Source organism: Brumimicrobium mesophilum, from assembly GCF_003025005.1.
GTDB classification, from domain to species: domain Bacteria; phylum Bacteroidota; class Bacteroidia; order Flavobacteriales_D; family Crocinitomicaceae; genus Brumimicrobium; species Brumimicrobium mesophilum.
The window spans coordinates 280,651-293,297 of sequence record NZ_PVSS01000002.1 but is presented as its reverse complement, the minus strand read 5'-3'; the positions used below and the strand labels follow the sequence as shown (position 1 = coordinate 293,297).

Annotated in this window: 13 protein-coding genes; 3 read left to right on the top strand and 10 right to left on the bottom strand. The window is 33.8% G+C overall.

All coding sequences use genetic code 11. The features are described 5' to 3' along the window. Positions 1 to 19: 19 nt before the first annotated feature. Together C6368_RS02965 and C6368_RS17435 are read left to right on the top strand one after the other, a co-directional pair. Positions 20 to 1,606, top strand: a complete 1,587-nt coding sequence (locus tag C6368_RS02965) for a S41 family peptidase (RefSeq protein WP_107037693.1) — start codon at positions 20 to 22, stop codon at positions 1,604 to 1,606. A gap of 126 nt (positions 1,607 to 1,732) precedes the next feature. Further along, entirely contained in the window at positions 1,733 to 2,257 is a 525-nt protein-coding gene (locus C6368_RS17435) for a DUF1573 domain-containing protein (protein WP_107037692.1), read from the top strand. 219 nt (positions 2,258 to 2,476) lie between these two features. On the opposite strand, the gene C6368_RS02955 is transcribed toward C6368_RS17435, so the two are convergent. From C6368_RS02955 to C6368_RS02910, 10 genes are all read right to left on the bottom strand, one after another. Continuing rightward, entirely contained in the window at positions 2,477 to 3,241 is a 765-nt protein-coding gene (locus tag C6368_RS02955; protein WP_107037691.1) for a sulfite exporter TauE/SafE family protein, read from the bottom strand. Continuing rightward, entirely contained in the window at positions 3,229 to 3,651 is a 423-nt protein-coding gene (locus C6368_RS02950; RefSeq protein WP_107037690.1) for a FixH family protein, read from the bottom strand. Before C6368_RS02950 ends, C6368_RS02955 begins: the two co-directional genes overlap by 13 nt. A gap of 19 nt (positions 3,652 to 3,670) precedes the next feature. Beyond that, positions 3,671 to 5,080, bottom strand: coding sequence for a cytochrome c oxidase accessory protein CcoG (gene ccoG, locus C6368_RS02945; RefSeq protein WP_107037689.1), 1,410 nt, complete (start codon positions 5,078 to 5,080; stop codon positions 3,671 to 3,673). Between the two features lie 25 nt (positions 5,081 to 5,105). Further along, complete coding sequence (locus C6368_RS02940) at positions 5,106 to 6,560, bottom strand: cbb3-type cytochrome c oxidase N-terminal domain-containing protein (RefSeq protein ID WP_159038401.1); 1,455 nt, start codon at positions 6,558 to 6,560, stop codon at positions 5,106 to 5,108. Between the two features lie 11 nt (positions 6,561 to 6,571). Then, entirely contained in the window at positions 6,572 to 6,775 is a 204-nt protein-coding gene (locus C6368_RS02935; RefSeq protein WP_199851581.1) for a CcoQ/FixQ family Cbb3-type cytochrome c oxidase assembly chaperone, read from the bottom strand. 7 nt (positions 6,776 to 6,782) lie between these two features. Continuing rightward, positions 6,783 to 8,963: a cytochrome-c oxidase, cbb3-type subunit I gene (gene ccoN / locus C6368_RS02930; protein WP_107037687.1), complete on the bottom strand. Its 2,181-nt coding sequence runs from the start codon at positions 8,961 to 8,963 to the stop codon at positions 6,783 to 6,785. Beyond that, entirely contained in the window at positions 8,963 to 9,151 is a 189-nt protein-coding gene (gene ccoS / locus C6368_RS02925) for a cbb3-type cytochrome oxidase assembly protein CcoS (RefSeq protein ID WP_107037686.1), read from the bottom strand. The genes ccoN and ccoS overlap by 1 nt, the downstream gene beginning before the upstream one ends. A gap of 219 nt (positions 9,152 to 9,370) precedes the next feature. After that, complete coding sequence (locus tag C6368_RS02920) at positions 9,371 to 9,802, bottom strand: FKBP-type peptidyl-prolyl cis-trans isomerase (protein WP_107037685.1); 432 nt, start codon at positions 9,800 to 9,802, stop codon at positions 9,371 to 9,373. Between the two features lie 222 nt (positions 9,803 to 10,024). Continuing rightward, positions 10,025 to 10,189 carry a DUF1328 family protein gene (locus C6368_RS02915; protein ID WP_107037684.1) on the bottom strand — a complete coding sequence of 55 codons (165 nt, stop codon included), beginning with the start codon at positions 10,187 to 10,189 and terminating at the stop codon, positions 10,025 to 10,027. A gap of 164 nt (positions 10,190 to 10,353) precedes the next feature. Beyond that, the gene (locus C6368_RS02910) at positions 10,354 to 11,313 is read right to left on the bottom strand and encodes an endonuclease I family protein (RefSeq protein WP_107037683.1); all 960 of its coding nucleotides are present in this window, start codon (positions 11,311 to 11,313) and stop codon (positions 10,354 to 10,356) included. Between the two features lie 339 nt (positions 11,314 to 11,652). Between C6368_RS02910 and C6368_RS02905 the strand changes: the two genes are divergently transcribed. Beyond that, positions 11,653 to 12,639: an outer membrane protein assembly factor BamD gene (locus C6368_RS02905; protein WP_159038400.1), complete on the top strand. Its 987-nt coding sequence runs from the start codon at positions 11,653 to 11,655 to the stop codon at positions 12,637 to 12,639. The last annotated feature ends 8 nt before the right edge of the window (positions 12,640 to 12,647 follow it).

Genomic DNA, 12,647 nt, shown 5'->3' with positions numbered 1-12,647 from the left:
GAATAATTAAAAATATACCATGAATAAGATAATAATAGCCTTAACCACATTTTTACTTTCAAGCACTTTATTTGCACAACAAGAGGATCCTAACATGCTAAGAATGTATGAGGTATATACTTACATAGACCGAATGTATGTGGATGATGTTCCTAATAAAGAGATTTCTGAAGCAGCAATAATTTCAATGTTAGAAAAATTGGATCCACATTCAACCTACATTCCAGCGGATGAAGTAGAAGAAGCAAATGAAAGGATTAATGGAAGTTTTGTAGGTGTTGGAATTCGTTTTAACATTTTAAAGGATACTTTATTGGTGGTTAATCCTATTCCTGGCGGACCATCAGAAAAACTAGGGATTCGTGCAGGGGACCAAATAATCAAAGTTGATGGTGAGTTAATTGCTGGAACTGGATTAAAGAATTCTGAAGTGAGAGAATTTTTATTGGGTGAAAAAGGAAGTAAAGTAATCGTAACGATTAAAAGGGGGAAAGAAGAGTTAAAGGATTATACTATCACCAGAGATGATATTCCTGTAAATTCTGTGGTAAGTTCTTACATGGTAGATGACGAAGTTGGATATATCAAATTAACAAATTTCTCTAGAACCACGGAAGATGAAGTTGATGAAGCGATAAAAAAATTAAAAAAGGCAGGAATGACAGACCTTATCTTTGATTTACAAGGAAATGGAGGTGGATTACTTTATGCGGCGAAATATGTTGCTGATGAATTTTTGACAGATGATAAGTTAATTGTTTATTCTGAAGGAAGAAGACAGCCTAGAAGTGTTTTGAAAGCAGATAAAAAAGGTGATTTTGAAAAAGGACGTTTAGTTGTCTTAATTGACGAAAGCTCTGCTTCTGCTAGTGAAATTTTATCTGGAGCTATTCAAGATTGGGATAGAGGATTAATAGTAGGAAGAAGATCATTTGGTAAAGGTTTGGTTCAACGACCAATTGAATTGTCTGATGGTGGTCAATTAAGATTAACCATTGCAAGATATTATACACCAAGTGGAAGATTTATTCAAAAGTCTTATGAAGATATCGCTACTTATAGAAACGATTACATGGAAAGATATTTACATGGGGAAATGATGCACAGAGACAGTATTAATTTACCAGATTCTTTGGTTCATAAAACATTAATCAAAGAACGTAATGTTTACGGAGGTGGTGGAATTATGCCAGATGTGTTTGTACCGCTAGATACTTTAGAGTATTCAGAATATTACAGAAAATTAAGTCGTTCTGGAGTAATCAACACCTTTTCTTTAGAATATGCTAACGCTCACAGGAAAGAATTCAAAGACAATTATAAATCGATTGAAGAATTTAAAAATGGCTTTGAAATAGATCAAAATTTTATGGATGAGTTCTTTGATTATTCTGTTAAAGAAGACAGTAGTTTAACATTTGTTGAAGAGGATTTTGAAGTGAGTGGAGATTTAATTAAAATTCGATTAAAAGCTATGGTTGCTCAAAATATATGGGATTTTCAAGCATTCTACCAAATTATAAATGCTAAGAATGAAATTTTTATGGAAGGTTATAATACTTTAAAGAATGGAACATATAACAATATGAATTTAAACGAAAAATAAGAAAGCAATTACAAACTTAATAAATGTTAAACGGGAGTACAAATAAGCATTTGAAATTATATCCGTTTAAAATTTCGTTTACATTTTTTATATTTGCACAGTAATAAAATCAAGAATTAAAATATTATGAAAAAAGTTATTTGGATATTTTCTTTTGCACTATTGACGTTTTCATGTGCTAATGAAACAGGAGTTGATTCAAACATTGAAGTAAAAGAAGGCCAAAAGAGATCTAGACTTTCTTCAGGTTCACAATCTGCTGAAGAGTTACAGAAAGCTGCTGAGGAACGTAAAGCTCAACAAGCTAAAGCACAAGAAGAAATTTTAGCAAATCAAACAACAATGGAGATCACTCCAAATGTTCATGATTTTGGGAGTATTCCTAAGGAAACACCGGTTACAACAGTTTTTAAAATCAAAAATACTGGAGACAAACCCCTAATCGTTAACGATGCAAAAGCATCATGTGGTTGTACAGTTCCTCGTAAACCAGAAGAGCCAATTATGCCAGGTGAAGAAGGTGAATTAGAAGTGTCATTTACTTCTAATGCTAGTCAAGCTGGTGCACCAATGAATAAATCAGTAACTGTTACTGCAAACATTCCTGGTTCTACAAAAATAGTTACAATTAAAGGACAGGTTCAGAAATAAGAACTTTCCAATTTATTGATATTGAAGAGGAGGCTGAAAGGTCTCCTTTTTTTATTGGTTATAAATCTGTTGTATTTCCACTAAGGTTTTATAAGATGTTTTTTCTGAAATAGCGATTTAGAAGCTGGAATGATAAAAATAGTTGAAATGTATTCAAACTATAATCTTAAATGGAGTAATTGGAATTCTCGGTGATTAAGCCTACTCCTCAGTATCATATTATTTTTTATTTTTGGAAGAACAGCAAGTCATTTTTACTTCCATTCTTGGGTCGCCAATTTTTTCTTTTTCACCTTTTGCTATCATCATTTCAATTTTTGGACTTACATAAGGAATTCCTAGATTAAGACCTCTGATCACCATAAATAAACCAACTATAGAAATCAAGGTTGCGAATACAAATTTCCTATTGAAGAAACCAATTCTTGCAAAAAAATCTTTGAGAACGCCCAGGAAAATAAAGCCAGGTAGAGTTCCTAATCCAAAAACAAACATATAAATCATGGCCTTTTGAACGCTTCCCATTGTTAAAGCGAAACCTAAGGCTACGTAAACCATTCCACAAGGAAGAAAAGCGTTAATAAATCCAATTCCTATTAGTTTTGGTGTACCTGAAGGCTTAGCTTGTAAAAATTTTGACATCGTTCGCATTACAACTTTATTAAACCACGTAACTTTTCCATTTCCTTTGTAATAAGCTCCCCATGCAAAAAAGATGATTATTATTCCTGAAAGAATACTTAACCATTGCAAAACACCTAATAGGGATGCACTGAGTCCAATGATTCCAACAATAAGTCCCATTATTGTATATCCCAAACTTCTTCCCAAGGAATAGGAGGTGATGCCACCAGAAATTGTCGCTTTAGATTTCCTGTTTAAAGGGAGTGCCATAGAAATAGGACCACACATTCCAATACAATGGAGGTTGGTTACTAATCCCAAGGTGAAAGCTAAAATTACTATGTTTATTATTGAATCCATACTGTGTCTCTCAACTGGTAGTTTCTATTTTGGATTTCCCAATCTGTAGTGAGGTAATATCTCCCTTTTTTTAATTTAGAATTTTCTATGAAAAGATTTTTTCCTTGAGATTGAACTACGATATCATCATTTTTTGCATTAGAACGATACAGTTGAACATTCAACGCATTTATTACATCAGGTGTTTCCAAAACAAGGTACAATCCTTCTGGAGTAATATCAATATTCAAGTTGCTACGGTTGTCAACTGCGTTTTGTTGAGCCGTAATTTCCTTTTCAAAAGTAACTTCGTCTTTATAATATTCTGGGCTCACTAAATCTGTGTCTTGACTTACTAAGATTACCACCATATATATGATATACGACATAAATGCGATTAATGCTATTGCAATTGCTTTTCCCCAATTCATTTTTTTAAATTTTAGTTTTTTAAAGCAAGGGACCGACAAAGCTCGTTCTTACTTTTAATAATTCTTCACCATCACCTAAAACGATAACTTTCAGCTTTTTTTGACCTCTTTCTAGTTCTTTAGTATTCATTCGAATGATGAAATTGTTTTTGGTATGTTCTTCAGGTCCCAAGTGTAATGGAGATTTTGTCAGTTTTATTTCTCCATTGAGACCCTCTTCTAACTTCAATTCAATTTCATAAGAGTCATTTGATTTATTAATTAAATGAAGTTCGTAGATATTGCTAATCATTCCACCTTCTAACTGCTGATAGTTGGACCCTCTTTTCTTTAAAATGTCTGCTTGGAAATTAGTTCTGGTTCCTATCAATAATCCCCAAATCAACATCAATAGAATAAGCAGGGCAGAGTAAGATTTCATTCTTTTTGTAAAAACAAATTTCTTTCCCCCTTCAATATTACTTTCCGAAGCATAACGAATAAGTCCTTTAGGAAGATTTACGGCTTCCATTATGTCATCACATGCATCTATACAAGCAGTACAATTCACACATTCTAATTGTGTCCCGTTTCGAATATCTATTCCTGTAGGACAAACATGAACACATTGTTTACAATCTATGCAGTCTCCTTTGCCAGATTCAGCGCGATTTTCAGATTTCTTGAATCGCCCTCTGGTTTCCCCACGCACATGATCATAGGCTACAATAATTGAGTCGGAATCTAATAATACTCCTTGCAATCTGCCATATGGACAAATGGTTGTACATACTTGCTCTCGTAAGAATGCAAATACACCATAAAAAACAAGTGAGAAGACAATCATAGCGATAAACCCTCCTAAATGAGCAGAAAGAGGATCAGTTTGAATTTCCCATAATCCATCTGCTCCAATAATATATGCCAAGAATGTATTACCAATAAGGAAAGAAATCAATAAGAAAAGCGAATGTTTAGCAACTTTTTTAAAGATCTTATTTGCATTCCAAGGTTGCTTATTAAGTTTCTTTTGATGAGTCCAGTCTCCTTCAATCCAATATTCTATTTTTCGGAAAACGAATTCCATAAAAATAGTTTGTGGACAAATCCATCCGCAAAATACCCGACCAAATACAACGGTAAACAGGATGATAAACACCACCATAAGTATCATAGTGAATGCAAATATGTATAAATCTTGTGGCCAAAAAACCTGTCCAAACAATACAAATTTACGTTCCAAAATTCCTAATAAAACGAGTGGCTGCCCACCAATTTTAATGTGCGGTGCTGCAAAAAGAAGAGCAATTAAGAAGATACTTAGAATTACTCTCCACTTGTGGAAAAATCCTTTAGGCTTCTTTGGATAAACCCAGATTCTTTTTCCACTTTTATCTACTGTAGAAATTGAATCTCTAAATTCATCTTCGTATAATTCCTCTTCTTTCATTGTCGCATTTTATATAACATTGAATTTATTCAACTAATTTTCCCTCAGGTGCTTTTCCACCATCGGCTGCACTTACTTCTTCGAAGTGAAGAACATAAGAAGCAACTTGCTGTATCTGGATAGGATTGAAAGTAGATTCATGTGCAGGCATTCCTTTAGGAGCGCCAAGCTTAATTACTTTGTAAACATCCTTGATGTCTCCACCATAAATCCATGCATTATCTGTCAAGTTTGGTCCAATTTCACCACGTCCATCTTCAGTGTGGCACAAGGCACATTTATTTTGAAATAATGCTTTTCCTGCCATTAGGTCGGCATTATCTTCCATTAAGGTTGCATTGGTTTCATCTACATTCATCGCATTAGCTTTACGGTAAGCGGCTACTTCGATTTTGGCATTGGCCATTGATCTTTCGTATTCTGCTTGTTGTAGATCACCAGTACCTAAAATGTGATAATGAAAAACGTAAACTACACCGAAAATAATGGTAACTACAAATAATGCGACCCACCACGGCGGCATCGGATTATCTAATTCACGAATTCCATCATAATCGTGACCCATGTCTACTTTATACTCTTCTTCAACTGGTGTAGCACCGGTTAAAGCTTGAGTAAATGAGTTTGTTTGGGGTTTGCCTTCTGCATTTACTTTAACAACTTTAGGTTTTATTAATCTTAAAGACTTGTAAAACATATTCACCATATGTAACAAGAAAGTCAACAATAATAGTGTGATAATTAATAAAGCATTAATATCAGCACTTGTAACATAGGCCCATAATTCTAATTCTTTAGCCGCAGCGGTAGGTCCTGTGAAACTTAATGCGCTTGCAATTTGACTTGTTCCTATAAATCCAATAACTAATAATATAGACAACGCTTTTCCATTTTTTTTAGATTTATTGTGTAATTCTGCAATTTTTTTGCGGTACATAAGTGAACTGATTAAAGCTGATGTACTGCGAGAAATAACGTAAATAGCTAGTAATAAAACGAGAATAATAAATATGAAGATTTTGAAGATTGTTAAGTTGTGTTCGTAATTATCCACATAAATTACTTCTTCTCTTTCAGAAGTGTCGCTACCCGTTGATTCCAAAGGGTCTGTACCTTGAGTTGGAGTAGGAGCAGGAACAACGTAAGTGTCAACATAATCAATTACTGCTTTTGCCTCTTCTAAAGAAATCGGTTGGGGCGTCATGAATGCAACACTAAACTTCTCAGCTTCAATCGCTCTTTCACTTGTTCCAGATTCAACTAATTCTTGCGGATTAAGTACCCATTTGTACAAATTATCTTCTTCACCTTCCCATTTCGCCTTAATGCCAATTAGGTTTGGACCAGTTGCATCTTTTCCTAAAATATGGCATACACTACATTTGGATTCGAAAATCTCTTTTCCATCTTGTGCTTTGGCAACCACAGCAAATCCGATTGTCAAAAGACTAAAAAGGATTGATTTTTTTAAGTTCATCATTCTTTTCATAATTAATCTTTAGTGTCGTTAGTATCAATAACTTCGTCATCTTCTAAAAGTGGAATCTGACTGTAAATATCTGTTTCTGATTTTGTCATTTTGTACATTCTCCAAAGTACACCTGCAAAGAATATTGTAAAAATGAGCAGGGAGATAATAGGGAAAATCTCTATCCCTATTATTTCTGACATGTTGTGTTTAATGTATCTAAGCATATCTCAATTATTTAATTGAAGTTTCTACGTCGGTTTCTGTTGCGGGAACAGCTTTAATATCTGTACCTAATCTTTGAAGGTATGCGATTAATGCAATCAATTCCTTATTGGCAATGTCAGAAGCAGTTGTTGTACTTTCTTTCTTACTAAGATCTTGAACGATATTTTCAGCAATTCCTAATGCTTGTTTTTCTAAATCAGTTTTAGCTTGTTTTTCAAATCCTTTTGGATAAGGAACACCTAATCCTTGCAATACCTTTATTTTCTTTTCAATATGACTTGTATTTAAATCATCTTCCGCCAACCAAGGGTATGCAGGCATGATAGAGCCAGGAGAGATTTCTTTAGGCATAATCATGTGACTATAATGCCAAGAGTCACTTCTCAATCCACCTTCACGTGCTAAATCTGGTCCAGTACGTTTAGAACCCCATAAAAATGGATGATCATAAACGAATTCACCAGCTTTAGAATATTCTCCATATCGCTCAGTCTCGAAACGCAGTGGTCGAATCATTTGAGAGTGGCAACCTACACAACCTTCTCTGATATAAATATCGCGCCCTTCAATTTCAAGCGGAGTGTATGGCTTAACTTGTGTAATCTTTTGAATATTTGATTCAACTACCATTGTAGGAATGATTTCTACAATACCACCAATTGCAATCACAATTAAACTAAATACCATAAGACGAACTGGTTTACGTTCAATTACCTTGTGCCAGTATTCTCCTTTTTCGTTGTGATGCTTGTTGGATGTGTCTGCAATAAGAACAACTTCATCTTTAGAGAAAACACCGCTTTTTACAGTTTTATAAATGTTGTATGCCATTAAGAATACACCACTAATGTAAATCAAACCTCCTAGTGAACGCATGATATAAAAAGGTTTGAGCGCTGTCACGGTACTCAAAAAGTCAGGGTAAGCTAGTGTTCCGTCTGGGTTAAACTCTTGCCACATTAATCCTTGGCTAAATCCTGCCCAATACATAGGGATTGTCCATAATAAAATTCCTAAAGTCGCGATCCAGAAATGTGTATTTGCCAATGCTTCAGAGTAAAGTTTTACTTTAAATAATTTTGGGAATAAATAATACATCATCCCGAAGATTAACATTCCATTCCAGCCTAAACCACCAACGTGAACGTGAGCTACGATCCAATCTGTAAAGTGGGTGATTGAATTTACATTTTTAAGTGATAATAATGGACCTTCGAATGTTGCCATACCATAAGCTGTAAGTGCAACAACAAAGAATTTTAAGATTGCGCTATCTCTTACTTTATCCCATGCACCTCTCAAGGTCAGTAATCCATTTAGCATACCTCCCCAAGATGGAGCAATTAACATAATAGAGAAAACTACACCTAATGATTGCGCCCAGTCTGGAAGACTTGAATATAATAAGTGGTGCGGTCCAGCCCAGATATAAAGGAAAATTAATGCCCAAAAGTGGATAATAGATAATTTATACGAATAAATTGGACGATTTGCCGCTTTAGGCACAAAGTAGTACATTAAACCTAGGAAAGGAGTTGTTAAGAAAAACGCAACCGCGTTATGACCATACCACCATTGAACAAGTGCATCTTGTACCCCTGAGTACCAAGAGTAACTTTTCATAAAATGAATTGGAATTTCAAATGAATTGAAAATATGCAATACAGCAACAGTAACGAATGTTCCGATATAGAACCAAATGGCAACATAAAGGTGTTTCACCCTTCTAACTAAAATTGTTGCGAACATGTTCCATCCAAATATAACCCATAGTAGAGTAATTGCAATATCAATAGGCCATTCAAGTTCTGCATATTCTTTTGAAGAGGTGAAGCCCATCGGTAGGGTGATTACTGCCGAAACAATAATTAATTGCCAACCCCAAAAATTGATATAACTGAGTTTATCGCTCCACATTCTTGTCTTTAATAAACGCTGAAGAGAATAGTAAACTCCTGTGAAAATTGCATTACCTACAAAAGCAAAAATCACTGCATTAGTGTGCAATGGTCGTATTCTTCCAAAAGAGATATATTTAAATCCAAGATAGTCATTAAAAAAATCTGGGAAAGCTAATTGCAAAGCGGCAATTAAACCGACCAGCATACCGATTATTCCCCAAGTAACTGTAGCATACGCAAAGTACTTTACAATCTTATTGTCATACTTAACTTCTATTTTTTCCATTATTCTTTATTTGGTTTTTTTTCTTTAATTGATTTCTCTTTTACAACCTCTTCATCGTCATAGAGAATACGTATCCCAGGTGTTACATCATCATCGTATTGACCAGACTTATTAGCCCAGATAAATGAGATTAAAAATATTAAAGCAAGAAATAAGCTAACGAGTAGCATTACAAACATAATTTCCATGGCACAAATGTAGGAAGTATGTGTTGGGAGAAAGATGATGTAAGCCCGAAGAAAAGATGATTTATGTCAGTAATAAAATAGACCGAATCTAAATAAAGACAGGGTCTTCAATAAAATAATTAGGAAAATTTAGGGCAAAAAAAAAGGTGAGAATTAATCTCACCTTTTCAATTTTATTAAAAATAAAATTTATGTTTTCTATTCTAATAAGTAGAATAATTATGCGTTGATTCCAACAACTTCAATATCAAAAGTTAATTCTTGACCAGCCAAAGGGTGGTTTCCATCAACGATGATAGCTTCGTCTTTAACTTCTTTAACGATCAATTGAATTTCGTTACCATCTGGAGTTTTAGAAACTAATCCCATTCCAACTTCTGGTTGAATTTCTTGCGGTAAACGATCTTTTGGCACCTCTTGAATTAATTCTTCACGTGGTTCACCATATGCTTCAGCTGAAGGTATAACTATTGTTTTTTTCTCATTAACTTTCATGTCAATTACACCATTTTCAAATCCTGGGATAAGTTGACCTGTACCCACTTGAAATTCCATTGGCTCACGTCCTTCTGAACTATCGAATACTTCACCGCTTGATAATTTCCCTGTGTAGTGTACTTTTACTTTGTCATTTTGTTTAACTTGACTCATAACAACTATTGTTTGTGTATTAATATTGATTGAGGTCTAATTACCTAAATCTTGTGCAAAGGTATGGCTTATGTCAAGATGTCCAAAATTATATACCATTTATTTTATAATTTGAAATGAAAACCATTACTTTTTAAGGTTTTTTGTATAAATAAAAGTTTAGTCAAAAAAAAAGACGCAATCAAATTGCGTCTTCATATAAATATAATTTAAATTTTTTCCTTAGCTTTTTCTGAATCCTCCAAAAATTAAACTAAGAACAATAAGTGCAATTGCAATAAAGAAAACAATTTTAGCCGCGTAAGCTGCACCGGCTGCAATTCCTCCAAATCCAAAAATGGCTGCAATAATCGCAACGACAATTAATCCAATCGATAATCTAAGCATAATATATAGTTTTAATAGTGAGTATTAATTTGAAATGTTCACCTTTTCGTAAAATGCTACTTACAGTCAAGATTTCAAAAGTTTAGTTTTACGATTTTAAATTAATACAATTATTTGGATTGACTTTCGTGTGACACTTATTTTATGATTTTTTATAAACTTGATTATTGGGTGATTATCCTCTTTTCTCTTGAACCATCATTATAGATATAGATGAGCATAGTATTGCTTTTAGGTGTAACTTCTCTACCAGTAATATCGATTATTTTAAGTATTTCTTTGTGTGTTTGCTCCAATTGATTTATTACGTTGGATGAAGTTTGGTCACCCCAAATTAACTGAGCATATTCTGGGTGATCAATAAATGGGTTTCTGTTGTTCTGAAAGTCATAGTAGATAATGTCATTTCTATTTCTTTCCCAATCATCAACAGGATCTTCTAAATGCCATTCCAATAGATCAGAAAGTAGTGCGTGAACAGGGTCGGAGGTATTGTTGTTTGATGGTAAATAATCGATGACCTCTAAATCTGGCTCTCCGTTTTGTCCTTCATAACGCGTAGCCATGTAGAATATCATTCTTGCAACATCGCCTTTTACTTCTGCTCTTGGTTGCCAAAGGTGTTGAGAAGAATTAAAGAAATTACCAGTTGGTGTACCTCCTAAAAGATGTGGGGTAGTGGCGTTTCCAAACCACATATTACCTCTATCTGAATTCACTTGAATGTTGGATGGTCTAAGGTGATGGACATCAGTTCCTGGACCTTGTGCATTTCCAAAATCACCATGAGATTTTGCCCAAACATGTTCACGATTCCAACCATTGTTGTTGTCATATTCGGCAGGTCCATTCACAGAATTCCCGGTGTAAAGCATAATTACGTTGTTAGAATTATTTGGGTCTCTATCGGTTTCTTTTAATATATCCCATACATCTGTTCCGCTACTAGAGTATGGGAATTCATTGTGGTTTTTAATAATGTTATTTAAAGCCGATTTTAATGCACTTCCATTTAAACCATCTGCTGGAGTATAATATCCAGGTGGAATTTGAGCAACTATTGTCTGTAAGCTTATAAACGTAAGCAAAGTAAATAGTATACTATTATGATATATTTTCTTCATGGTGCTAAACTATGTTTTTTTCGAAAATAAAAGAAACTATTGTAATACATATTTGTGGATAACATGTGTGATATTTATGAAGTGGGTTTATTAAGACTTAATGAATCCCAAACCAATTGGAAATGTTTTTTTATCATAACAATGTAATAGTTATCAAAAACATTTAGGAATTAAACACAATTCCTAGCAAATTGCTTCGTTCATTTAAAACGCCGAATTAAACCTTAAATTTAAATGACTAAATTTCGTTTAAGTGTACTATTAACAAAGCGCTTTTAGTTAAACTATTCAAAAATTTGCATTTACAGGCATAAATATTATACTTTTGCAGCGATGAAAATGATTTTTAAAATACTTTCCGCATCACTTTTAATGAGTGTGTTATTCTCTTGTAGTGATTATCAGAAGATTGTAAAGGGAGACAATTACGACGAGAAGTTCTTGCATGCTAACCGTATGTATGAAAAAGGAACTTACACCAAAGCAATGACTTTGTATGAGCAGATTTATCAGCGTTATCCAAAAACGGATAAGGGTGAGGTTTCTTATTATAGAATCGCAAAATCATATTTCGAAGTTGAAGACTATTATATGGCTGGATATTATTTTAACCAGTTCACAATGCGTTATCCTTTTAGTGAAAATGCCGAAGAAGCTTTGTTTATGACTGCAATTTGTTCAGTAAAAAACAGTCCAAAGCCATCTTTAGATCAAGAGGAAACGGAATTAGCATTAAATGATCTTCAGTTGTTTGTTCAACGTTATCCAGAAAGTGAATTGATAGATTCTTGTAATCGAACTATGGATCGATTAAGATTTAAATTGGAAACGAAAAGATTTGAAGCTGTAGAACTATATGATAGAACAGAAAACAGTAGGGCAGCAGTAGCTTCCTCCGAGTCATTTCTTGAAGATTATCCACGATCAAGTTTTATCAAAGAGGCTGCATTTATACAATTCAGAAATTACCACGAATTAGCGATGCGTAGTGTTCTTGATAAAAAGAAAGAAAGAATAGAAAATGCAATGGAGTCCTATGCAAAGTATAGTTACCTTTTTGCAGATGAATCATACGCTAGACGAACAAGTAGATACAATGATGAACTGGCTCAAGAATTAATATTTGTTGCAGAGCAATATGCCTATAATGATATTGTTGATGCATATGAAATGTCAAGAACATCTTCGCAACAGAAAAAAGTAAACTATCTTGAGGAAACATTGAAAAGATTTGATAACTTTGCCAAAAAATATCCTGACTCAGAATTACTTGAAAAGGCAAGGGCTTATCAAAAAAGAGCAGAAAAGGAAATAGTCAATAGTTAAATAATTTT

Excerpts from the sequence above, each read along its gene's own strand:
- C6368_RS02950 (WP_107037690.1), bottom strand. The coding sequence starts at position 3,651 with ATGAATTGGGGAAAAGCAATTGCAATAGCATTAATCGCATTTATGTCG.
- C6368_RS17435 (WP_107037692.1), top strand. The coding sequence starts at position 1,733 with ATGAAAAAAGTTATTTGGATATTTTCTTTTGCACTATTGACGTTTTCA.
- ccoS (WP_107037686.1), bottom strand. The coding sequence starts at position 9,151 with ATGGAAATTATGTTTGTAATGCTACTCGTTAGCTTATTTCTTGCTTTA.
- C6368_RS02910 (WP_107037683.1), bottom strand. The coding sequence starts at position 11,313 with ATGAAGAAAATATATCATAATAGTATACTATTTACTTTGCTTACGTTT.
- C6368_RS02920 (WP_107037685.1), bottom strand. The coding sequence starts at position 9,802 with ATGAGTCAAGTTAAACAAAATGACAAAGTAAAAGTACACTACACAGGG.
- C6368_RS02940 (WP_159038401.1), bottom strand. The coding sequence starts at position 6,560 with ATGATGAACTTAAAAAAATCAATCCTTTTTAGTCTTTTGACAATCGGA.
- ccoG (WP_107037689.1), bottom strand. The coding sequence starts at position 5,080 with ATGAAAGAAGAGGAATTATACGAAGATGAATTTAGAGATTCAATTTCT.
- C6368_RS02905 (WP_159038400.1), top strand. The coding sequence starts at position 11,653 with ATGATTTTTAAAATACTTTCCGCATCACTTTTAATGAGTGTGTTATTC.
- ccoN (WP_107037687.1), bottom strand. The coding sequence starts at position 8,963 with ATGGAAAAAATAGAAGTTAAGTATGACAATAAGATTGTAAAGTACTTT.
- C6368_RS02965 (WP_107037693.1), top strand. The coding sequence starts at position 20 with ATGAATAAGATAATAATAGCCTTAACCACATTTTTACTTTCAAGCACT.
- C6368_RS02915 (WP_107037684.1), bottom strand. The coding sequence starts at position 10,189 with ATGCTTAGATTATCGATTGGATTAATTGTCGTTGCGATTATTGCAGCC.
- C6368_RS02935 (WP_199851581.1), bottom strand. The coding sequence starts at position 6,775 with ATGCTTAGATACATTAAACACAACATGTCAGAAATAATAGGGATAGAG.
- C6368_RS02955 (WP_107037691.1), bottom strand. The coding sequence starts at position 3,241 with ATGGATTCAATAATAAACATAGTAATTTTAGCTTTCACCTTGGGATTA.